Annotated in this window: 20 protein-coding genes; 7 read left to right on the forward strand and 13 right to left on the reverse strand. The window is 75.1% G+C overall.

Annotated features, from left to right (window positions below):
• From LPA42_RS29470 to LPA42_RS29490, 5 genes are all read right to left on the reverse strand, one after another.
• On the reverse strand, positions 1-1,353 hold a 1,353-nt coding region (locus LPA42_RS29470; protein ID WP_228987014.1), incomplete at its 3' end, for a NuoM family protein.
• A gap of 52 nt (positions 1,354-1,405) precedes the next feature.
• Positions 1,406-3,349, reverse strand: a complete 1,944-nt coding sequence (locus LPA42_RS29475; RefSeq protein ID WP_077938271.1) for an NADH-quinone oxidoreductase subunit L — start codon at positions 3,347-3,349, stop codon at positions 1,406-1,408.
• Positions 3,346-3,714 carry an NADH-quinone oxidoreductase subunit NuoK gene (gene nuoK / locus LPA42_RS29480; protein WP_077938270.1) on the reverse strand — a complete coding sequence of 123 codons (369 nt, stop codon included), beginning with the start codon at positions 3,712-3,714 and terminating at the stop codon, positions 3,346-3,348. The genes LPA42_RS29475 and nuoK overlap by 4 nt, the downstream gene beginning before the upstream one ends.
• On the reverse strand, positions 3,711-4,283 hold the full coding sequence (locus tag LPA42_RS29485; protein ID WP_228987015.1) for an NADH-quinone oxidoreductase subunit J: 573 nt from the start codon (positions 4,281-4,283) through the stop codon (positions 3,711-3,713). Before LPA42_RS29485 ends, nuoK begins: the two co-directional genes overlap by 4 nt.
• Positions 4,280-4,924: an NADH-quinone oxidoreductase subunit I gene (locus LPA42_RS29490; RefSeq protein WP_228987016.1), complete on the reverse strand. Its 645-nt coding sequence runs from the start codon at positions 4,922-4,924 to the stop codon at positions 4,280-4,282. Before LPA42_RS29490 ends, LPA42_RS29485 begins: the two co-directional genes overlap by 4 nt.
• A 104-nt stretch (positions 4,925-5,028) precedes the next feature.
• On the opposite strand from LPA42_RS29490, the gene LPA42_RS29495 reads away from it, so the two are divergent.
• The gene (locus LPA42_RS29495) at positions 5,029-5,604 is read left to right on the forward strand and encodes a Uma2 family endonuclease (protein WP_077938268.1); all 576 of its coding nucleotides are present in this window, start codon (positions 5,029-5,031) and stop codon (positions 5,602-5,604) included.
• 42 nt (positions 5,605-5,646) lie between these two features.
• On the opposite strand, the gene LPA42_RS29500 is transcribed toward LPA42_RS29495, so the two are convergent.
• Positions 5,647-6,078 carry an ester cyclase gene (locus tag LPA42_RS29500; RefSeq protein WP_228987025.1) on the reverse strand — a complete coding sequence of 144 codons (432 nt, stop codon included), beginning with the start codon at positions 6,076-6,078 and terminating at the stop codon, positions 5,647-5,649.
• 287 nt (positions 6,079-6,365) lie between these two features.
• On the opposite strand from LPA42_RS29500, the gene LPA42_RS29505 reads away from it, so the two are divergent.
• A complete protein-coding gene (locus LPA42_RS29505; RefSeq protein WP_228987026.1) occupies positions 6,366-7,325 on the forward strand; it encodes a glutathione S-transferase family protein in 960 nt (319 codons plus the stop codon).
• A gap of 125 nt (positions 7,326-7,450) precedes the next feature.
• Positions 7,451-8,713, forward strand: coding sequence for a S8 family peptidase (locus LPA42_RS29510; RefSeq protein WP_198956616.1), 1,263 nt, complete (start codon positions 7,451-7,453; stop codon positions 8,711-8,713).
• A gap of 64 nt (positions 8,714-8,777) precedes the next feature.
• Here the strand turns inward: LPA42_RS29510 and LPA42_RS29515 are convergent, their stop codons facing one another.
• Positions 8,778-9,740, reverse strand: a complete 963-nt coding sequence (locus LPA42_RS29515; RefSeq protein WP_077938289.1) for a complex I subunit 1 family protein — start codon at positions 9,738-9,740, stop codon at positions 8,778-8,780.
• Positions 9,740-10,378: an NADH-quinone oxidoreductase subunit C gene (locus LPA42_RS29520; protein WP_077938266.1), complete on the reverse strand. Its 639-nt coding sequence runs from the start codon at positions 10,376-10,378 to the stop codon at positions 9,740-9,742. The genes LPA42_RS29515 and LPA42_RS29520 overlap by 1 nt, the downstream gene beginning before the upstream one ends.
• A 126-nt stretch (positions 10,379-10,504) precedes the next feature.
• On the opposite strand from LPA42_RS29520, the gene LPA42_RS29525 reads away from it, so the two are divergent.
• Positions 10,505-11,551: a glucose 1-dehydrogenase gene (locus LPA42_RS29525; RefSeq protein WP_198956615.1), complete on the forward strand. Its 1,047-nt coding sequence runs from the start codon at positions 10,505-10,507 to the stop codon at positions 11,549-11,551.
• Positions 11,552-11,564: 13 nt separating this feature from the next.
• Here LPA42_RS29525 and LPA42_RS29530 read toward each other — a convergent pair whose 3' ends face one another.
• The gene (locus LPA42_RS29530; protein WP_077938264.1) at positions 11,565-12,881 is read right to left on the reverse strand and encodes a DUF2252 domain-containing protein; all 1,317 of its coding nucleotides are present in this window, start codon (positions 12,879-12,881) and stop codon (positions 11,565-11,567) included.
• Between the two features lie 681 nt (positions 12,882-13,562).
• On the opposite strand from LPA42_RS29530, the gene LPA42_RS29535 reads away from it, so the two are divergent.
• On the forward strand, positions 13,563-14,483 hold the full coding sequence (locus LPA42_RS29535) for a hypothetical protein (protein ID WP_228987017.1): 921 nt from the start codon (positions 13,563-13,565) through the stop codon (positions 14,481-14,483).
• Between the two features lie 52 nt (positions 14,484-14,535).
• Here the strand turns inward: LPA42_RS29535 and LPA42_RS29540 are convergent, their stop codons facing one another.
• From LPA42_RS29540 to LPA42_RS29555, 4 genes are all read right to left on the reverse strand, one after another.
• Positions 14,536-15,117, reverse strand: a complete 582-nt coding sequence (locus tag LPA42_RS29540; protein ID WP_091276539.1) for an NADH-quinone oxidoreductase subunit B — start codon at positions 15,115-15,117, stop codon at positions 14,536-14,538.
• Positions 15,118-15,202: 85 nt separating this feature from the next.
• Complete coding sequence (locus tag LPA42_RS29545; protein WP_077938256.1) at positions 15,203-16,729, reverse strand: aminotransferase class V-fold PLP-dependent enzyme; 1,527 nt, start codon at positions 16,727-16,729, stop codon at positions 15,203-15,205.
• On the reverse strand, positions 16,726-18,186 hold the full coding sequence (locus tag LPA42_RS29550) for an MFS transporter (protein WP_077938255.1): 1,461 nt from the start codon (positions 18,184-18,186) through the stop codon (positions 16,726-16,728). Before LPA42_RS29550 ends, LPA42_RS29545 begins: the two co-directional genes overlap by 4 nt.
• Before the next feature lie 32 nt (positions 18,187-18,218).
• Positions 18,219-18,533 (reverse strand): MGMT family protein, encoded by a 315-nt coding sequence (locus LPA42_RS29555; protein ID WP_077938254.1) that lies wholly within the window; start codon positions 18,531-18,533, stop codon positions 18,219-18,221.
• A 13-nt stretch (positions 18,534-18,546) separates the two neighbouring features.
• On the opposite strand from LPA42_RS29555, the gene proB reads away from it, so the two are divergent.
• Positions 18,547-19,704: a glutamate 5-kinase gene (proB, locus tag LPA42_RS29560; RefSeq protein ID WP_077938253.1), complete on the forward strand. Its 1,158-nt coding sequence runs from the start codon at positions 18,547-18,549 to the stop codon at positions 19,702-19,704.
• A gap of 69 nt (positions 19,705-19,773) precedes the next feature.
• Positions 19,774-21,018 (forward strand): glutamate-5-semialdehyde dehydrogenase, encoded by a 1,245-nt coding sequence (locus tag LPA42_RS29565; RefSeq protein ID WP_077938252.1) that lies wholly within the window; start codon positions 19,774-19,776, stop codon positions 21,016-21,018.
• The last annotated feature ends 20 nt before the right edge of the window (positions 21,019-21,038 follow it).

Raw genomic sequence — 21,038 nt, forward strand, 5'->3', positions numbered from 1 at the left:
CGGGCTGGCCGGGCCGTGGGTGACCCGGCGCAGCAGCCGCAGCAGGTACGCGGCGGTCAGCGCCCCGCCGACGGCGGCGAGCACGCCGAGGGTGGTCCACAGCGGGCCGCCCCGCCCGATCGCGGCGACCACGGCGAACGCCTCGCCCCAGAAGCCGGCGAGGCCGGGCAGCCCCAGCGAGGCGACGGCGGCGAAGCCGAGCAGCCCGGCGAGGCGGGGCGCGGTCTCCCGCAGCCCGGACAGCTCGGCCAGCGCCCCGGTGTGCGCGCGGTCCTTGACCGCCCCGGCGAGGAAGAACAGCAGGCCGGTGATCACCCCGTGCGCGACGTTGCCGATCAGCGCGGCCTGCAGGCCGGTGGCGGTGAGCGTGGCCACCCCGAGCAGCACGAACCCCATGTGGCCGACGCTGGAGTAGGCGATGAGCCGCTTCAGCTCGCCCTGCGCGAGGCAGACCAGCGAGCCGACGATGATGGCGGCGACGGCGAGCACCCCGAGCACCGGGGCCGCCCAGCGGGCCCCCTCCGGGGCCACCCCGACGGCGACGCGGATCAGCCCGTACGTGCCCATCTTGAGCAGCACCCCGGCGAGGATCACGCTGCCGACGGTGGGCGCCTGGGTGTGCGCGTCGGGCAGCCAGGAGTGCAGCGGCCACAGCGGGCTCTTCACCGCGAACGCGAGCCCCAGCAGGGTGAACGCGGCGAGCTGGGTGCCCCGCGACAGCCCCGTGCCGCCGGTGAGCGCGAGGAGGTCGGCGGTGCCGGCGGCGGCCACGACCACGTAGACGCCGACGAGCAGCAGCACCGAGCCGAGCAGCGTGTAGAGGGCGAACTTGGCCGCCGCCCGCCGCCGGTCGGCCCCGCCCCAGCCGGCGATGATCGCGTACATCGGCAGGAGGACGACCTCGAAGAACACGAAGAACAGGACCAGGTCGAGGGCGAGGAAGGTGCCGAGGATGCCGACCTCGACGACCAGCAGCAGCGCGACGAGGGCCCGGCCGCTGCCGCCGCCGTCGGGCACCCGCCACAGGGTGTACGCGCAGCAGAGCAGCGTGAGCAGCGCGGTCAGCACGACCAGTGGGTAGGAGATGCCGTCCACGCCGAGGTGGAAGCGCAGGTCGAGGGCGGGCACCCAGGGCAGGTCGAGCCGGTGCCAGGGGCGCACCGCCGGGTTGACCCCGTAGGCGGTCCAGCCCCGGTCGCCGGTGGCCAGGGGCAGGGTCGCCAGCAGGGTCAGCCCGGCCGCCACCGTGCCGACGACGCGGGCCGCCCGGTCACCGGGCAGCAGCGCGACCACGGCCGCGCCGACGGCCGGGACGGCCAGCGCCGCGACGAGCAGGACCTGTCCGAGGCTCATCCGGCTCCCCCGATCGCCCGCACGCGACCACTCCCGTGCACCCGCGCCGCCCTCACGCGACGCCCCCGATCAGCACAGCGGCCAGGCCGATCAGCAGCGCCCCGGCCAGCACCCCGGCCGCCGCCCGGGGCAGCGCGGCCCGGTGCAGCCCGGCCAGCGCCCCGCCGAGGCCGGTCGCGCCCCGGCCGGTGCCCTCCACCGCGCCGTCGACCACCCGCTCGTCGGCGGCGCGGGCGAACCGGGCGAGGGCGGTCACCGGGCGTACGACGAGGGCGTGTTGCACGTCGTCGAGCCGGAAGCCGGACGCGAACACCGGCCCCAGCGGGCCGAGGGCGCGGGCCGGGTCGGCGGCCCGGTCCCGCCGCCAGCCGGCCCAGGCGAGGGCGGCCCCGGCGGCGAGCAGCGCCAGCGGCAGCAGCAGCGCCGGGCCGACGTGCGTCCACTCCCCCTCGGGTGCGCCGAGCCGGCCGGTGAACGCCGGCCAGAACGCGGCGAGCCCGAGCAGCGCGGCCGGCACCGCCAGCAGCAGCATCGGCACCCGCATCACGGCCGGCGGGTCGTGCGGGTGCAGCGAGATCGGCCGGTCGTGCGGGGGCAGCGGCGGGCGGGCCGCGCCGAGGAACGCGCGCAGCAGCAGCCGGGTGGCGTACCAGGCGGTGACGGCGACGCCGGCCAGCCCGGCGAGCCACACCAGCCAGCCCACCCAGGCGGGGGCCGGGCCGGCGGAGTCGAGCGCGGCGGCCTGGGCGGCGGCGAGCACGCCGTCCTTGCTCCAGAAGCCGGCCAGCGGGGGGACGCCGGCCAGCGCGCCGAGGCCCACCGCCGTGCACCAGAACGTCACCGGCATCGTCGAGCGCAGGCCGCCCATGCGGGACAGCAGCGGGGTGCCGAGGGCGTGGATCACCGCGCCGGCGGCGAGGAACAGCAGCGCCTTGAACGCGGCGTGGGTGAGCAGGTGGAACAGCGCGGCGGCGGGCGCGCCGACGGCCAGCGCGCCCGTCATGTAGCCGAGCTGCGACACCGTCGACCAGGCCAGCACCCGCTTCAGGTCGTCCTGGGCGGTGGCGGCGAGCGCGCCGAGCAGCAGGGTCACCGAGGCCAGCACCCCGAGCACAGCCAGCGCCGCCGGGGCCCGCTCGAACAGCGGGAAGAGGCGGGTGACCGCGTAGACCCCGGCCGCGACCATGGTGGCGGCGTGGATCAGCGCGGAGACCGGGGTCGGGCCGGCCATCGCGTCGGGCAGCCAGGTGTGCAGCGGGAACTGGGCGCTCTTGCCGGCCACCCCGGCGAGCAGCAGCAGGCAGGCGGCGGTGAGCGTGCCGGCGGAGTGGTCGTGGGCGAGCACGTCGGCGATGCGGAAGCTGCCCGCCGAGACGCCGAGCAGGGCGATGCCGAGCAGGAAGCCGACGTCACCCACGCGGGTGACCAGGAACGCCTTCATCGCGGCGGCCGGCGCGCCGGGCAGCCGGCGGTCGTGGGCGATGAGCAGGTAGGAGCAGAGGCCCATCACCTCCCAGCCGACCAGCAGCATGACCAGGTCACCGGCGACGACCACCAGCAGCATCGCGGCGGTGAAGAGGCTGATCTGCGCCGCGTACGGCGGGTAGCGGTGGTCGACGTCGACGCCGGCCTCGTCGTGCGGGCCGGCCCGCAGGTAGCCCACCGAGTAGACCTGCACGGCCAGCGCCACCGCCGCCACCGCGACGGCGACCAGGGCCGCCGCGCCGTCGAGCCGGACGCCGAGGGTGACCCGCAGGCCGCCCAGGTCGATCCAGGTGGTCGACGTCTCCACGGGCGCGCCGACCCGGGCCAGCAGCGCGACCGCGACCAGCAGCGCCCCGGCCGCGCCCGCCACGCCGAGCCCGACGGCGACCCGGCGGGCCGGATCCGCCCCGGCCCGCGCGCCCCCGCCGCGCGACACGGGCGGCAGCAGCAACCCCACCAGACCCGCCACCAGGGGTACGGCCGGCAGCAGCGCCCCGAGCAGGCCGGTCACCGGGTCACCTCGCCGGTGGTCGTGGCCCGCCCCGCCTGTTCGGCCGGCGGTCCGGCCGGCGGCTCGGTCAGCGGCACCTCGTCGACGGCGACGCTGGCCCGCAGCCGGTAGAGCTGGAGCACGATGGCCAGCCCCACGCCGATCTCGGCGGCGGCCAGCACGATCACGAACAGCGCGAACACCTGCCCCGCGTGCGGCAACGCCGCCCGGACCGTGGCGTCGGCGGTGACCAGGATCAAATTGACGGCGTTGAGCATCAGCTCCACCGCCATCAGCACGAGCACCGCGTTGCGGCGGCGCAGCACGCCGTAGACGCCGAGGCCGAACAGGAGGGCGGCGGTGACGTACGGGACGACGGGCCTCACGGGCGGCCCCCCGCGCGGTCCTGACCGGCTCCCGCGCTGCCCGCTGCTCCCCGGCCCGTGGTGTCGGCCGGGCGGCGGCCGATGTCGGGGCGGGACAGCACGACCGCGCCGACCAGAGCGGACAGCAGCAGCACCGACAGCACCTCGAACGGCAGCACCCAGGTGCGGAACACCTGCTCGCCGAGCCGCTCGGCGGTGCCCGGCGTGGGCAGGTCCACCCGGGTCCAGCGGTAGGCGTCGACCAGCAGGGCGGCCAGCCCGAGGCCGGCGCCGCCGCCGATCAGGGCCGCCGGCCAGCCCGGCCGGTCCAGGTCGTCGGACGCGCCGATCGGGGCGCGGGTCAGCATCACCGCGAACAGCAGCAGCACCACCACGGCACCCACATAGATCAGCACCTGCACCCAGGCCACCAGCTCGGCGGCGAGCACCAGGTAGACGCCGGCCAGCGCGCCCAGGCAGACCACCAGGTAGAGGCCGGCGCGGACCAGGTGGCGGGTCGTCACCACCAGCGCCCCCGCGCCGACCGCCACCGCGCCGAGGGCCAGCAGCAGCACGTCCGCACCGGTCACGGGGCGGCACCCGGGTCGGTGGGGGTGCCGTCCGCCGGGGGCTCGGGGGTCGGGCGGGCGGCGGGGCCGGGCTCGGGGCGTACCCGGGCAGGGGTCGGCCGGGCGGCGGACCCGGCGGGGGCGGCGGCCTTGCGCGCGGCGGTGGCCTCCTCCTTCGCCGGCTCGCCGTTGCGGTCGTGCGCGGGCGGCGGCGGGACGGTGGCCATCCACTCGCCGAGGTGGTCCTTGTCGTGCAGCAGGTCCTTGATGTCGTACTCGGCGTACTCGAACTCGGGCGACCAGTAGAGCGCGTCGAAGGGACAGACCTCGACGCAGATGCCGCAGTACATGCAGAGCGAGAAGTCGATGTCGAACCGGTCGAGCACGTTGCGCTGGCGGGGGCGGGCGGCGCCGGGCACCGCCACCTCCTCCTTGTGCGAGTCGATGTAGATGCACCAGTCGGGGCACTCGCGGGCGCAGAGCATGCAGACGGTGCAGTTCTCGGCCAGCAGCGCGATCACGCCCCGGGAGCGGGGCGGCAGCTCGGGGGCCACGTCCGGGTACTGCTGGGTCGTCGAGCGGCGGGTCATCGTGCGCAGCGTGACCGCCAGCCCCTTCGCCAGCCCCTCGCCGGGCACGCCCCGCCCACTCGTCTCGCCCATGCCGCCCATCCTGCCCTGTGCCCCCGGCGCGCGCGACCACCACCCGGCCCTTCGCGCGGTACGGTGACGGCGGGGAGAACGACACGCCGGGAAGGACTTGTCCCATGACCGCCGCGTTGCAGAGCGACGTCCCGCCTGAGGGCGGGTGGACGACCGACGACCTCGACGGGCTGCCCGAGGACGGTCGCCGCCGCGAACTGCTCGACGGAGTGTTGCTCGTGTCCCCCTCCCCCACCCGCATCCACCAGACCATCGCCGGTCTTCTCATGGCAGACCTCATCAAGGAGTGCCCCGACGAGTACGACGTGACCCAGGGCGTCGAGGTGCGGATCAACCGGACCCGCTGCTTCATCCCGGACGTGCTGGTCACCACGGCGGAGGCCGCCCGGCGCTCGCCGTCGCGGTACGCGCCGCACGAGGTGGTGCTGGCCGTCGAGGTCGTCTCCCCGAGCACCCGCTCGATCGACCGGGTGCTCAAGCCGGCCCTCTACGCGCAGGCCGGCATCCCGTTCTACTGGCGGATCGAGACCGGCGACGGCGAGCTGGTCGTCCACACCCATCGGATCGACCCCGTCAACGAGGTCTACACGGAGACCGGCCGCTGGACGAAGTTCGTCGACACCGGCGAGCCGTTCCCGGTGAACCTGTCGATCGCCCGGATCACGCCCCGGCACCTGTGAGCGGTTCCGCCCAGCGTGCCGAGCCGGTGAGCGGCGGCGGGGTCAGGGGCCGGTGAGCGGCGGGAGTATGTCGACGCCGAGCTGCTGGAGGAGCTGGAACAGCTCGGTGGCGTGCCACACGTCGACGATCCGCCCCGCCGGGTCGAAGCGCAGGAACGTCGCCCCCGAGAAGCTCGCCACCCGCCCGGTGGGCGGCACCGGCCCGAACGGGCCGGCCTGGGTGCCGGCGGCCCGCCAGCGCACCGCCACCCGGTCGGCGGCGGCGACCACGTCGACGAGCTTGTAGCGCAGGTCGGGGAAGGCCGCCCGTCGCTCGCGGTGCCACGCCAGGACCGCCTCCGGGCCCGTCCCGCCCAGCCCCGGGCAGCCCGCCGCGACCAGCTCGTACACCGACTCCTCGTGCCCGGCGTTCCACACGTCGGCGACGAAGCGCCGGGCCGCCGCCTCCACGTCGTGCACCGCCGCCGCCTCCATGTCGCTCACCGGGGCAGCCTAGCCAGCCGGCCCCGGGCGGTCCGGAGGCGCGGCGATCGGCGCTCGGCGGGCTCCGGGCACGGTGATCGGCGCTCGGCGGGCCCCGGGGCGGCGGATCGGTCAAGATGGGACGGACGGAGACGGCGAGGCGGACAGCAGGGGGCGACGTGGGCGACGAGGCAGGCGCGACGACCGGCGGCAAGGGCTCGGAATCCGGCGCGAGCAGTGCCGAGCCCGGCGGCAAGTACGTCGAGCCCGGTGGGGAGTTCACCCGGGACCAGCGGTACATCGCCACCCGGATCACCGCCGACGGGCGGGACGGCTGGCCGGTCGAGCCGGGTCGCTACCGGCTGGCGGTCAGCCGCGCCTGCCCCTGGGCCAACCGGCTGATCATCGTGCGCCGGCTGCTCGGCCTGGAGGACGCCATCTCGATGGCGGTGGCCGGGCCGACACACGACGCCCGGAGCTGGACGTTCGACCTCGACCCGGGCGGGCGGGACCCGGTGCTCGGCATCGAACGCCTCCAGGAGGCGTACTTCAGGCGGTTCCCCGGCTACGAGCGGGGCATCACCGTGCCGGCGATGGTGGACGTGCCGACGGGGCAGGTGGTCACCAACGACTACGCCCGGATGAGCCTGGACCTGTCGACCGAGTGGACGGCGTACCACCGGCAGGGCGCGCCCGAGCTGTACCCGGCCCGGCTGCGCGACCAGATCGACGAGGTCAACGCCGTGGTCTTCGCCGACGTCAACAACGGCGTGTACCGGTGCGGGTTCGCCGGCAGCCAGAAGGCGTACGAGACGGCGTACCGGCGGCTGTTCGACCGGCTGGACTGGTTGACCGAGCGGCTGTCCGGGCAGCGGTACCTGGTCGGCGACACGATCACCGAGGCCGACGTGCGGCTGTTCACGACGCTGGTCCGCTTCGACCCGGTCTACCACGGCCACTTCAAGTGCAACCGGAGCAAGCTGTCGGAGATGCCGGTGCTGTGGGCGTACGCCCGGGACCTGTTCACCACCTCCGGATTCGGCGACACGATCGACTTCGACCACATCAAGCGGCACTACTACGAGGTGCACCGGGACATCAACCCGACCGGGGTCGTCCCGCTCGGCCCGGACCTGACGAACTGGCTCACCCCGCACGGCCGGGAGGCCCTCGGTGGGCGACCCTTCGGCGACGGCACCCCGCCGCCGCCCCCGCCGCCCGCCGAGCGGGTCGACCCGGCGCACACCCCGCTGGACTGAAATCACATCGATGCTCTTCATCATTTAACACTCGCTTCAATTCAAGCTGATCGACTTGAGTGGCCTGCGCCGCCGGCCTTTCGCCGGTGTTCGGCGCAGGCTGTCCACAGTTGAGGAGATCAGCCTTGCGGAAGCCAGGTCGCAGAACGGTACGCCTCGGCGTGCTGGCCGGCATGCTCACCGGAGCGCTCGTCACCACCCTCGCCGTACCCGCGTCGGCCGCCCCCGGCGCGGCGGAGCCCGGCCGTCCCGCGCCCGCCCCGCTGCGCCCGGGCGGGCCGGAGGCCGCGCCGGACCGGTACATCGTGGTGCTCGCCGATCCGCCCGCCAGCACCGACCGCGCCACGCGCACCGCCCGCACCAGTCGGGCCGCCGCCGTCGCCGAGCGCGCCGGCGGCACCGTGCTCAACCGCTACACCCGGGTCCTCGACGGGTACGCCGCCCGGCTCACCCCGGCCGCCCTCGCCGCCGTGCGGGCCGACCCCGCCGTCGCGTACGTCGAGCGGGACAGCCGCATCTACGGCGGCGGCACCGACGACTTCTCGACGTCTGCTGTGCAGTCGAACCCGCCGTCCTGGGGGCTGGACCGCATCGACCAGCACAACCTGCCGCTGAACAACAGCTTCGGCTACACGTCGACCGGTTCCGGCGTCACCGTGTACGTGGTCGACTCGGGCATCCGGGCCACCCACGTCGACTTCGGCGGCCGGGCCAGCGGCGTCTACGACGCGGTCGGCGACGGCAACGGCACCAACGACTGCCACGGCCACGGCACGCACGTCGCCGGCACCGTCGGCGGCGCGACGTACGGGGTCGCCAAGGCCGTCACCATCAAGGCCGTACGCGTCCTGCAGTGCGACAACTCCGGCTGGACGACGGACCTGATCGAGGGCATGGACTGGATCGCCGCCAACCACGACCCGGTGTCGGTGGCGAACTTCAGCCTCCAGGGGTACGGCACCACCCCCAACACCGCCGCCGAGAACCTGATCGACTCGGGCGTGCACACCGTCTTCATCGCCAACAACTTCAACACCGACGCCTGCACCAACGGCCCCCGCTCGTCCCGGGGCGTCACCGTCGCCGCGACCGACGTCACGGACACCCGGGCCTCGTTCTCCAGCTACGGCACCTGCGTGGACGTCTTCGCCCCCGGCGTCGACATCACCTCCGCCGGCATCGCCTCGAACACGGCCGTCGCCTCCGGCTGGTCGGGCACCTCGATGGCCGCGCCGCACGTCACCGGGTGGATGGCGCGTTACCGGCAGCAGTTCCCGACGGCCACCCTCGCGCAGGCCAAGAGCGCGCTGATCGCCGCCGCCACCACCGGCGTGGTGGGCAACCCGGGCCCCGGCTCGCCGAACCGCCTGCTCTACGCCGCCCCGTAACGAGTGTTAGGAGTGTTAGGAGGGGTCCCCTGTACAACAGAATGCGTTAACAGGGGGCCCTTCCTTACATCCAGACGCGGATGGCGGCCGTGAGGACGAGCTGGGCGAGGGAGGCCGGCACCAGCACCAGCCAGCACAGCCGCTGGAGCTGGTCCTCGCGCAGCCGGGGGTACGACACCCGCAGCCAGATGATCACGAACGAGACGGCGAAGACCTTCAGCAGCGTCCACAGCCAGCCGAGCTGCGCGTCGGCGAACGGGCCCTGCCAGCCGCCGAGGAAGAGCACGGTGGTCAGCGCGGCGATCACCACGATGCCGACGTACTCGGCGAGCAGGAAGAACGCGAAGCGCAGCCCCGTGTACTCCGTCATGTAGCCGAAGACCAGCTCCGAGTCGGCGACCGGCATGTCGAACGGGGGCCGGCGGATCTCGGCCAGCCCCGCGACGAAGAAGACGATCATCGCGGGGGCCTGCCAGAGCAGCCACCAGGGCCGCCACGCCTCGACGATGCCCGGCAGGCTCAGCGTGCCGGCCGCCATCGCCACCGACGCGGCGGCCAGCACCAGCGGCAGCTCGTAGCCGAGCAGCTGGGCGGCCCCGCGCAGCCCGCCGAGCAGGCTGTACTTGTTGGCCGACGCCCACGCCGACATCAGCACCGCCACCACGCCCACCCCGACCACGGCCAGGACGAAGAACAGGCCGATGTCCAGCGGCTGGCCCACCAGGTCGCCGGGCCCGAGCGGGATCACCAGCAGGGCGAGCAGGTAGGGCACCAGGGCCACCACCGGGGCCAGCCGGAACACCGCCCGGTCCGCCTCCCGGGGGGTCACGTCCTCCTTCTGCACGAACTTGACCCCGTCGGCGACGAGCTGCGCCCAGCCGTGGAAGCCGCCCGCGTACATCGGGCCGAGCCGGCCCTGCATGTGCGCCATCACCTTGTGCTCGGCCTGCCCGACGACGAGCGGCAGCGTGAGGAAGGCGACCAGCACGCCGACCACCCGCAGCACGGCCTCCAACCAGTCGGGCATCAGGCCGCGCCCCCGTCGCCGTCGCCCCGCTGCGCGGCGGCGGGCGGCGCGGCGGCGGGCGGCGACGCCGGCCCCCACTCGCCCGGGGCCGGCACCCCCGGCGGGCGCACCGCCCGGCGGCCACCGGCCGCGGTCGACTCGCCCGGCTCCTTCGCGCCCGGCCACGGCTTGGCCACCCGGGAGGCGAGCACGAACTCCTTGCGCAACGGGTGCCCCTCGAACTCCGGCGGCAGCAGCAGCGGACGCAGCTCGCCGTGCCCGGGAAAGTCGACGCCGAACATCTCGAACGTCTCCCGCTCGTGCCAGGCCGCGCCGGGATAGAGGTCGACGACCGAGTCCACCCGGGGCGCGTCCCACGGCACCCGGGTGCGCAGCAGCAGGCCGTGCCGACGCCCCGTCGACCACAGGTGGGCGACCACCTCGCAGCCGTCGGCGAGCTGGTCGACGGCGGAGAGCCAGTCGAAGAAGTCGCAGCCCAGGTCGGCGTCGTCGCGGGCCGCGCGCAGCGCGTCCCGCCAGCTCGCCGGGGGTACGTCGACGGTGGCCCGCGCGTACGCCTGGCCGCCGGACACCGACGCGGTGGCCTCGACGGGCGCGAGCAGCGCGACCAGCCGCTGGCCGACCTCTTCGGGAGTCATGCCGCTGATCCTATGACCGACGCCGGTCCCCCGGGGCGGGCCGGATGCCGGTTCTGCCGGGCGGGCGGCGGGCCGGATGCCGGATTCGCCGAGCGGCGGCGCGCCCGGCGGGGAAGGATGGGGGTCGTGCGCGCCGTGACCGTCAACCCCGGAGTCCGCGACTCGCTGCGGCTGGTGGACGACTACCCGGAGCCGCACGCCGAGGAGGGGGCGATCCTCGTCGAGGCGCTGGCCGTGGGGATCTGCGGCACCGACCACGAGATCGTCGAGGGCACCTTCGGCGAGGCCCCGCCCGGCGCGTCGGCCCTGGTGCTCGGGCACGAGTCGCTGGGCCGGGTGCTGGAAGACCCGAGCGGCACCCTGCACCCCGGTGACCTGGTGGTCGGCATCGTCCGGCACCCGGACCCGGTGCCCTGCGCCAACTGCGCGGTCGGCGAGTGGGACATGTGCCGCAACGGCGAGTACACGGAGCACGGCATCAAGGGGCTGCCCGGCTTCGCCCGGGACCGGTGGCGGGTGCAGCCGCGCTTCGCCGTCGGGCTGGACCCCGCCCTCGCCCCGGTGGGGATGCTGCTGGAGCCGACCAGCGTGGTGGCGAAGGCGTGGGACCACATCGAGCGCATCGGGGCCCGCGCCGAGTGGCAGCCGCAGACCGCGCTCGTCACCGGGGCCGGGCCGATCGGCCTGCTGGCGGCGCTGCTGGCCACCCAGCGCGGGTTCGCCGTGCACGTGCTGGACCGCGCCGAGACCGGGCCGAAGCCGGACCTGGTCCGGGCGCTCGGCGCGACGTACCACACGGGGCCGGTCGGGCAGCTCGACCTGGTGCCGGACGTGGTGGTGGAGTGCACCGGCGCGCCGTCGGTCGTGCTCGACGCGATGTGCAAGGCCGGGCCGACCGGCATCGTCTGCCTCACCGGCGTGTCCAGCGGCGGCCGGCCCCTCGACTTCGACGCCGGGGCCCTCAACCGGGAGCTGGTGCTGGAGAACAACGTGGTGTTCGGCTCGGTCAACGCCAACCGGCGGCACTGGGACCTGGCCGCCGCGGCGCTGGCCCGCGCCGACCAGTCCTGGCTGAACGCGCTGATCACCCGCCGGGTGCCGGTGGCGGAGTACGCGCAGGCGTACACCCCCACCGGCGACGACATCAAGGTGGTGCTCGACTTCACCCTGTGAGACTCGGCCCTGCTCAGATGCCGGGCAGCCGGCCGTTGCGGAACAGGTCGACGAAGAGCTGGTGGTCCTCGCGGGCCCGCAGCCCGTACGCGTGGGCGAACTCCACCAGGCCCGCGACGAAGCCGTCGGGGTCCGTCTCGACCGCCGCGACGATCGCCTCCTCGGTGGAGTAGTCGACCAGGTCGTGGCTGGACTCGTCGTCGGCGACCGAGTGCATCCGGGCCACCGCCCGGCCCAGGTCGGCCAGCACCCCGGCCAGCTCCTCCGGCTCGTTGACGTCCGACCAGTCCAGGTCGGCGGCGTACGGGGAGACCTCGGCGACGAGCTGGCCCGCCCCGTCCAGCTCGGTGAAGCCCAGCCACGGGTCGGCGTGGGCCTGCAGCGCCCGCTGCGACTCCGCCGTCCGGTGCCCCTGGTGCCGGAAGTACGACCGCACCCGCTCGTCGTCGATGTGCCGGGCGACCGCGGGCACCTGGGCCTGCTTCATGTAGATGACGACGTCGTTCTCCAGCGCCTCGGTGTGCCCCTCCAGCAGCAGGTTGTACGACGGCAGCCCGGCCGAGCCGATGCCCACCCCCTTGCGCAGGACGACGTCCTTGATGTGCGCGGAGACCGGGCGCAGGTTCGCCGAGGACTCCGGCAGCGTGCCGAGGTACTCGGCGAACGCGGCGCAGACCTTCTCCCGGGTGTCGCCGTCGATCTCGAACACCCCGTCGCCGAGGGAGAACCGGCGCTCGTAGTTGTCGACGGTGGTCTGCGCGGCGAGCAGGTCCACCCGGGTGTTGAGCCGGGCCTGCTGGAGCACCCGGCGCAGCACGCCGTCGGCGTTGTCGAGGGTGATCGAGCCGATCGCGTCGTCCCCGCCGGCGGCGATGGCCCGCAGCTCCGTCAGGTACGACCGGGCGAAGCCGGCGACCAGGTCACCGATCGCGCGGTCGGAGAGCGCCTTGGCGTACCCGAGCAGGGCGACGCTGGCGGCGAGGCGGCGCAGATCCCAGGTGAACGGCCCGACGTACGCCTCGTCGAAGTCGTTGACGTTGAACACGAGCCGCCCGGAGGCGTTCATGTAGGTGCCGAAGTTCTCCGCGTGCAGGTCCCCGTGGATCCACACCCGGCTGGTGCGCTCGTCGAGGAACGCGTCGTCGGCGAAGTCGCCGCGCTGGTCGGCGTAGAAGAGCGAGGCGCTGCCCCGGTAGAAGGCGAACGGAGAGGCGGCCATCTTGCGGAACTTGCGGCGAAACGCCGCCGGGTCGAGCGCCATCGACGCGCCGAACTCCTCGGTCAGCACGTCGACGATGAAAGCGGAACGCTTGTCCGCAGACTGGTTCATGGCCGCAGGCTAATCCCAGCCCGCCACCGTCCCACCTACCCCCTGGGCCGCGCCAGCCGGTGAGGTCCATCACGGCGGCCCGGTGCGAAGCGATCCGGGCAGGGGCTGCCGGCCGCGAAGAATTGCGGGACCTGACTCTGCGTCACGTCTCCCCGACCGCGAAGGACACCTGCGCTCCCCTTTGCTCTGCACCCACCCACGCAACACGCCACGGAGCTGGCCGCCTGCAAGATCGCGGACCGCCGGCGGGTGCGGCAGCCGGTTGCACTGCGTGGCCGTTGCGTATGCGGGTGCAGAGCAAAGGGGTGGGGTGAGGCTTGTGTCGCCGGCGCGGGGGTCACGTTCTGTCGCGCCTCCGGCCGGTGGGTACGGGTGCCGTCCGCGGGATGTGGCCGCTCGATGCTGAGACCGCGCCGACCGGGGTGGACCGCCGGCCGCCTCCCGGAGCTGCCGCCGGACGGCGCCCGGACACGGGGTGGCGGGCCGGCCGAGGATCGATGATGATGACGCGGCCACGGTACGGGGGTACGTGGCGACGCGGGAAGGTCACGCGCGGCGGCGACGCCGTGGCGCGGCGACACCCGGGACGGACCACTCCCGACATCGCCGGGGCCGTCCCGGTGGTGCCGCTTCGTCGCCCGGCGCACCGCGCCGGACGCGCCCCACGGAGGACCCACACCGATGATCGAACGCACAGCGGGCCTGCTCGCCATCGCCCTGCTCGGCTGCACGGCCGCGCTGGCACCGGCCGGGGCGGCGATGGCCCGCACCGCCGAACCCGCATCGGCCCGCCCGACCGGGACCGCCACCGTCTCGGTGGGCCGGCTCATCCTGGACCCGACCGAGCGCGGCTACCGGGGCAGCCTCCCGGTGACCATCACCAACCCGGGCCCGGCGGCCGACCACTTCTGGTTCCAGGTTCGTGAGCCGGTGCCCAGCTCGTTCGCCGACTCGCTCCAGTGCGACTACGCGGACCCGGTGGACAACCACGAGGTCCGGATCTGCGCCGTCCCGGGTGACGGCGGCGACCTCGCGCCGGGCGAGAGCCGCAGCTTCTCCGTCGGCTTCCACGTGCTGGCCACCCCGCGCGCCTACCCGATGTCGGCCACCGGGGGTGTGCTCGACGTCTTCTCGGCCGCCGGGGCGAGCGTCAGCACGTCGTTCGGCGCCCAGTTCCGGTCCACCACCGGGTCGCTGACCCGCCCCCGTCCGGTCCCGTACGTCCAGGACGCCCGCCCGGACGCGGCGATCGACGTGACCGGCCCGGTCACCGTCGACCCCTACGGCAGCTACCGGCTCCCGGTGCGGGTCCGGTACGCCGGCGACGCCCCGCACAGCAGCCTCTACCTCAAGGCCACCAACCTCCCGGCTGGCGTGGTGATCGAAGGCACCGATCCGACGTCCGGCCCGGCGTACTCGGACGAGACCCTGGTGCCGGGAACGCGGATGATGCCGGGCGAGGAGCGCGCCTTCGACGTGGTCTTCAGCGCCCCCACCAGCGCCCGGGACGTCACCCTGGAACTGTGGACCGCGTGGTTCGGGGTGAGCCCCGACGCGACCCCGGGGGACAACGTCGCCACGTTCACCCTGGCCCCGCAGTGACCGGCTGACCCCCCGCCACCACCCTCGGGGGCGCCCCTGTCGCGAGGTGGCTTCAGGGGGTGGTGGGCCGGCGGATCGGCGGGGCCGTCAGCGAGTCCACCGGGCGGGGCGGCCGGGCGGCGGCGGGAGCGGCGTCGGCCGGGGAGGCCAGGGGGTCGGGGCGGGGGACGCCGCCGATGCCGGACTGCTCGGCGGCGATCTTCTCCTGCAGGCGCAGGATGCCGTGCAGCAGCGCCTCCGGGCGGGGCGGGCAGCCGGGCACGTACACGTCGACGGGGATGAGCTGGTCGACGCCCTTGGTCACCGAGTACGAGTCCCAGTAGGGGCCGCCGCAGTTGGAGCACGCGCCGAAGGAGATGACGTACTTCGGTTCGGGCATCTGGTCGTAGAGCCGCTTGATCGCCGGGGCCATCTTGTCGGTGACCGTGCCGGAGACCACCATGAGGTCGGCCTGCCGCGGGCCGTGGGCGAACGGGATCACCCCGAGCCGGATGAAGTCGTGCCGGCCCATGCTGGTGGCGATGAACTCGATCGCGCAGCAGGCGAGGCCGAAGTTGAACACCCACAGCGAGTAGCGGCGGCCCCAGTTCAGCACGAACCGGATCGGCTCCCCGAGCACTGCCGGCAGCTGCACGACCGCCTCCTCTCTCCCGCGCCAGTCAACCACAGCCGCCGCCCGCCGCGAACGGGACAGCTCGGGGCGGCGGCTCAGGGGCAGCTCAGTACGTGGGGCGTTGCAGCAGGCCGACGAACTCGACCAGCAGCCGCTCCCGCAGGGCCGGCGGGGCGGCGTCGAGCAGGGCGTTGACGGTGGCGTCCGGCGCGAAGCCGCCCGCACCGTCCGCCGCCGCGCCGTCGAGGCCGGCACCCGGCCCGCCGAGGCCGAGGGCGGCGGCCAGGCCGGCGACCAGTTCCGGGGTGAGCGCGTCCGGGGTCAGGGTCGCCGCGAGCGCGGTCAGCTCGGCGGGCAGCTCCACCGGGCCGGCGGCGCGGGCCGCCGCCGCCGCGTCGGCCAGGTCGGGGCCGAACTCCGCCACCCGGGGGGCCACCGCGGCGGTCACGGTGAGGTGCACGCTGGCCGGCAGGTCGGCGTACGAGAGCTGGGGCTGGGTGTGCCAGCCGCGCGCGGTCAGCTCGTCGACCAGCACGAACAGGTCCAGCGTCGGGTCGGTGGAGGTGAAGCAGACCACCGTCGACTCGGGCTCGGCCAGCAGCCGCAGCCCGTCGGTGCCGCGTACCGCGTCGGCGAGGCCGGCCACGGCGTCGCGGGTCGCCGCCGCGAGCCGCAGGTAGCCGTCCTCGCCGAGGTGGCGCAGCGTGGCGTACGCGGCGGCGATCGGGCCGCCCGAGCGGGTGGAGGCGATCACCGGGTTGACCATCGTGTAGCCGGGCCAGTCGGCGTACGCGAAGAACTGCGGGGCGCGCAGCGCCGGGGTGCGGTGCAGCAGCACGGAGACGCCCTTCGGGGCGTACGCGTACTTGTGCAGGTCGACGGAGATCGAGGTGACCCCGGCGACGGCGAAGTCGAACGGCGGCACCGGCTCGCCGAGGCGGCGCAACCAGGGCAGCGTCCAGCCGCCGAAGCAGGCGTCGACGTGGCAGCGCACCCCGGCCTCGGCGGCCACCGCCGCGATCTCGGCGACGGGGTCGACGACGCCGTGCGCGTACGAGGGGGCGGAGCAGGCCACCAGCACCGTGTCGGGGCCGATCGCGGCGGCCACGGCGGCGGCGGACGGCCGCAGGGTCACCGGGTCGACGGGCACCGGGTCGAGGGCGACCCGCAGGTAGTGGGCGGCCTTGGCGAACGCCGCGTGGGCGGTCACCGGGACGGCGATGCGGGGCGCGGCGACGTCGGGGCGGGCGTCGCGGGCGGCCTTCACGGCGAGGATCAGCGACTCGGTGCCGCCGCTGGTGACGCTGCCGACGACGTCGGGGGCGGTGCTGGCGGGGCCGCCGCCGAGCAGCCGGGACGCCGCCCCGACCAGCGCGTTCTCCATCGCCAGCAGCGACGGGAACGCCGTCGGGTCGAGCCCGTTGACGTGGGCGCTGCTCGCGTGGGCGGCGGCGGCCAGCTCGTCCAGGCCGGGCACGGCGGGGTCGTAGACGTACGCGAAGAGCCGCCCCCCGTGGGTGGGCCGGTCCCCCGCGCGCAGCGCCCCGATGTCGCCGAGCACCCGCTCGGCCGGCAGCCCGCGCTCCGGCAGCGCCCGGCCGGTGTCCTGGCCGTTGTCCTGGTCGTCGCTCATGCGGCGGTGACGTTCCTCTCGTGGTGGCCGGTCTCGTGGTGGCCGGTGGCGACGGTCAGCAGGTCGTCCCGGGTGAGCGTGTAGTGGCGCAGCAGGAGCAGGGGCGGGCCGACCAGCAGGGCCGGCAGCACCGTGAAGCCCAGCAGCACGCCGAGGCGGGCCGCGTCGGACTGCGCTGCCGCCGTGCCGGTGTCGGAGGAGACGTACCCGCTGAGCTGGAGCACCAGCCCGTAGATGCCGGGGCCGAGGGCGAGGCCGAGGGTCTCCCCCGCCGTCCACAGGCCGGTGAACACGCCGGCCTGCCGGCGGCCGGTGCGCGCCGTGTCGTACGCGATGCAGTCGGGCAGCATGGCCAGCGCGAAGACCTGCTGGCCGGCGTACCCGACGCCGATGACCGCGACCACGAGGTAGACCGCGACGGCCGGCAGCACCGGCGCGGCGACCAGGCCGGCGGCCCCCGCCGTGAGCAGCGCGGACGCGGCGACCAGCGCGGACCGCTTGCCGACCCGCGCGCCGACGCGGGTCCACAGCGGCATCACCAGCAGCGCCGGCCCGACGAAGCAGGCGAACAGCACGGTGGGGCCGGTGGTCGGGTCGCGCAGCACCTGGTCGGCGAAGTAACTGACCCCGGCCAGGATGGTGGCGACCCCGGCGGACTGGATCACGAAGCAGACCAGCAGCGCCCGGAACGGCCGGTTGCGGGCGGCGACGGCGAGCTGGGCGCGCAGCGTCGGCTCGCTCTCGCCGACCGTGCCGGTGGGCGCGCCCCGGGTGCCGAGGAACGCGCCGAGGGTGCCGAGCACGATCAGCGCGGCGACGAACAGGCCCATCCAGCGGTGCCCGGCGACGCCGTCGCCGCCGGCGGTCACCACGGCGGGGGCCACCGCGCCGGAGACCAGGATGGCCACCGCCAGCACCGCGATCCGCCAGCTCATCAGCCGGGTACGTTCGGCGTAGTCGTCGGTCAGCTCGGCCGGCATCGCCACGTAGGGGACCTGGAAGAACGCGAACGCGGTCGCCGTGGCGAGGAAGGCGAGGGCGACGTACGCCCCGGCGGCCGGGCCGACGCCGAACGGGGCGGCGAAGATCGCGGCGAACAGCGCGGCGAGGGCGAGGCCGCCGAGCAGCAGGTACGGCCGGCGGGCCCCCCAGCGCGACCTGGTCCGGTCGGAGATCCGCCCGGCGACGGGGTTGACCAGCACGTCCCACGCCTTCGGCAGGAGCACCAGCAGGGCGGCCACCCCGGCGGCGACGCCGAGGGTGTCGGTCAGGTAGGGCAGGAGCAGCAGCCCCGGCACGGTGCCGAACGCCCCGGTGACCAGGGAACCGAGCGCGTAGCCGGCGTGCACCCGGCGGGGCAGGACGTGACCGCCGGACTGCGGAGCGGCCCCGCCCGCGCCAGTCGGCGGCGCCTGGGCCGCGGGCGGCGTCCCGGGTCCGGCGGGCGGCAGCGTCATGACGCCGAATGTTACTCACGTTACGGTCGCGGTCACATCCCCTCTTCCGGCGACCAGGCCGCCGCGGCCATGTCCACCCCGGCCCCGCCCAGCGGGGCGCCCTCGGCGCGCAGCCGGGCCCGCGCCTCGACCTCGTGACCGGGCGGCAGCCGGCCCGCAGAGGTGACCACCCGGTGCCACGGCACCCCGCCCCCGTGCCGGGCCATGATCGAGCCGACCAGCCGCGCCGACGCCCGCCCCGAGCGCTCGGCCAGCGCGTCGGCGACCGCGCCGTACGACATCACCCGCCCCGGCGGGATGCGCTCGACCAGCTCCAGGACCGCCTCGACGTACTCCGCAGGTGTCACGAGCTGCCACGATATGGGAACGCCGCCGGGCCCCGCCGACCCGACCGCGCAGAATGGGCGGGTGCGTCTCGCAGTCACCTCGGCCCGGCGGGTCGTCGTCAAGATCGGCTCGTCCTCGCTGACCACCGCGTCCGGGGGCCTCGACGACGACCGCGTCGACGCGCTCGTCGACACCCTCGCCCGGCTCGCCGCCGACGGCCGCGAGGTGGTGCTGGTCTCCTCCGGCGCGATCGCCGCCGGGCTCGCCCCGCTCGGGCTCAGCCGCCGCCCGCGCGACCTGGCCACCCAGCAGGCCGCCGCCAGCGTCGGCCAGGGCCTGCTCATCGGCCGGTACGCGGCCGGCTTCGCCCGGCACCGCCTCACCGTCGGGCAGGTGCTGCTCACCGTCGACGACGTGACCCGCCGGGCGCACTACCGCAACGCGTACCGGACGCTGCGCAAGCTGCTCGACCTGCGGGCCGTGCCGATCGTCAACGAGAACGACACGGTCGCCACCGAGGAGATCCGGTTCGGCGACAACGACCGGCTCGCCGCCCTCGTCGCCGCCCTCGTCCACGCCGAGCTGCTGGTGCTGCTCTCCGACGTCGACGCCCTGTGGACCGGCGACCCGGCCCGGCCCGAGTCGACCCGGATCACCGACGTCCGCGACGAACGCGACCTGGCCGGCGTGCAGATCGGCGGGGCCGGGCGGGCCGGCGTCGGCACCGGCGGCATGGTCACCAAGGTCGAGGCGGCCCGGATCGCCACCGGCTTCGGCATCCCCGTGGTGCTCACCGCCGCCGGACTGGCCGCCGCCGCGCTGGCCGGCGACGAGGTCGGCACCCTGTTCCACGCCGAGCGCAGACGCCCGACCGCCCGGCTGTTCTGGCTGGCCCACGCCACCACCCCGCGCGGCCGGCTGCACCTCGACGCGGGCGCGGTGGCCGCCGTGGTGGGGCGGCGCAAATCGCTGCTGCCGGCCGGGATCACCGCCGTCGACGGGGCGTTCACCGCCGGCGACCCCGTCGACCTGGTCGACGCGGGGGGCGCGCCGGTGGCCCGGGGGCTGGTCAACTACGACGCCGTGGAGCTGCCCGGGCTGCTCGGCCGCTCGACGGGCGAGCTGGCGGCGGCGCTCGGGCCGGCGTACGAACGTGAGGTCGTCCACCGCGACGACCTGGTGCTGCTGTAAGCAGGGGCCCCCTGTTAACGCATTCTGTTGTACAGGGGTCCCTTCCTAACACCGTGAGGAGTGAGCTGGATGAGCGTCGTCGAGCAGGCCAGGCGGGCCCGGGGCGCGGCGGAGGCCCTGGCGGTCGCCACGCGCACCACCAAGGACGCCGCGCTGGTGGCGATGGCCGACGCGCTGGTCGCGCGTACCCCCGAGATCGTGACCGCGAACGCGGCGGACCTGGCGGCCGGGCGGGAGGCCGGGCTGAGCTCGGCCATCCTGGACCGGCTCGCGCTCGACGCCGCCCGGGTGGCGGGCATCGCCGAGGCGCTGCGCGAGATGGCCGCGCTGCCCGACCCGGTCGGCGAGGTGGTACGCGGCTCGACCCTGCCCAACGGGCTGGAGCTGCGGCAGGTCCGGGTGCCGTTCGGGGTGGTCGGCATCATCTACGAGGCCCGCCCGAACGTGACCGTCGACGCCGCCGGGATCTGCCTGAAGTCGGGCAACGCGGCGCTGCTGCGCGGCTCCGGCTCGGCGGCGCACTCCAACGCGGCCCTGGTGGCGGTGCTGCGCGACGCGGTCGCCGGCGCGGGCCTGCCGGCGGACGCCGTGCAGCTGCTCGACGCCAGCTCCCGCGACTCGGTCAAGGAGCTGATGCGGGCGCGCGGCCTGGTCGACGTGCTGATCCCGCGCGGCGGGGCGTCGCTGATCCGCACCGTCGTCGAGGAGTCGACGGTGCCGGTGATCGAGACGGGGGTGGGCAACTGCCACGTGTACGTCGACGCCGCCGCCGACCCCGCCAAGGCCGTCGCGATCACCCTGAACGCCAAGACCCAGCGCCTGTCGACCTGCAACACCGCCGAGTCGCTGCTCGTGCACGCCTCCGTCGCGGACGCGTTCCTGCCGGCGGTGCTGGCCGCGTTCGCCGAGGCCGGGGTGACGGTGCACGGCTCGCCGGAGGTCGCCGCGTACTCGTCGGCGGTGGTGCCGGCGACCGACGAGGACTTCGCCACGGAATACCTGTCGGCGGACATCTCCGTCGCCGTCGTCGACTCGCTCGACGCGGCGGTGGCGCACATCCGCCGGTACGGCACGGGGCACACCGAGGCGATCGTCACCGACTCCCAGTCGGCGGCCCGCGAGTTCGTGGCCCGGGTCGACGCGGCGGCGGTGATGGTCAACGCCTCGACCCGGTTCACCGACGGCGGCGAGTTCGGTTTCGGCGCGGAGATCGGCATCTCGACGCAGAAGCTGCACGCCCGGGGGCCGATGGGCCTGCCGGAGCTGACGAGCACGAAGTACGTGGTGACGGGCGACGGCCACCTGCGGGGGTAGGTGTAAGGAGGGGCCCCTTG

Source organism: Micromonospora sp. DH13 (assembly GCF_020873825.1).
Lineage (GTDB): Bacteria > Actinomycetota > Actinomycetes > Mycobacteriales > Micromonosporaceae > Micromonospora > Micromonospora haikouensis.

Bases quoted from the DNA above. Each gene is read 5' to 3' on its own strand.
- LPA42_RS29490 (WP_228987016.1), bottom strand. From the start codon at position 4,924: ATGGGCGAGACGAGTGGGCGGGGCGTGCCCGGCGAGGGGCTGGCGAAG.
- LPA42_RS29495 (WP_077938268.1), top strand. From the start codon at position 5,029: ATGACCGCCGCGTTGCAGAGCGACGTCCCGCCTGAGGGCGGGTGGACG.
- LPA42_RS29500 (WP_228987025.1), bottom strand. From the start codon at position 6,078: ATGGAGGCGGCGGCGGTGCACGACGTGGAGGCGGCGGCCCGGCGCTTC.
- LPA42_RS29515 (WP_077938289.1), bottom strand. From the start codon at position 9,740: ATGCCCGACTGGTTGGAGGCCGTGCTGCGGGTGGTCGGCGTGCTGGTC.
- LPA42_RS29520 (WP_077938266.1), bottom strand. From the start codon at position 10,378: ATGACTCCCGAAGAGGTCGGCCAGCGGCTGGTCGCGCTGCTCGCGCCC.
- LPA42_RS29530 (WP_077938264.1), bottom strand. From the start codon at position 12,881: ATGAACCAGTCTGCGGACAAGCGTTCCGCTTTCATCGTCGACGTGCTG.
- LPA42_RS29535 (WP_228987017.1), top strand. From the start codon at position 13,563: ATGATCGAACGCACAGCGGGCCTGCTCGCCATCGCCCTGCTCGGCTGC.
- LPA42_RS29545 (WP_077938256.1), bottom strand. From the start codon at position 16,729: ATGAGCGACGACCAGGACAACGGCCAGGACACCGGCCGGGCGCTGCCG.
- LPA42_RS29550 (WP_077938255.1), bottom strand. From the start codon at position 18,186: ATGACGCTGCCGCCCGCCGGACCCGGGACGCCGCCCGCGGCCCAGGCG.
- proB (WP_077938253.1), top strand. From the start codon at position 18,547: ATGGGAACGCCGCCGGGCCCCGCCGACCCGACCGCGCAGAATGGGCGG.
- LPA42_RS29565 (WP_077938252.1), top strand. From the start codon at position 19,774: ATGAGCGTCGTCGAGCAGGCCAGGCGGGCCCGGGGCGCGGCGGAGGCC.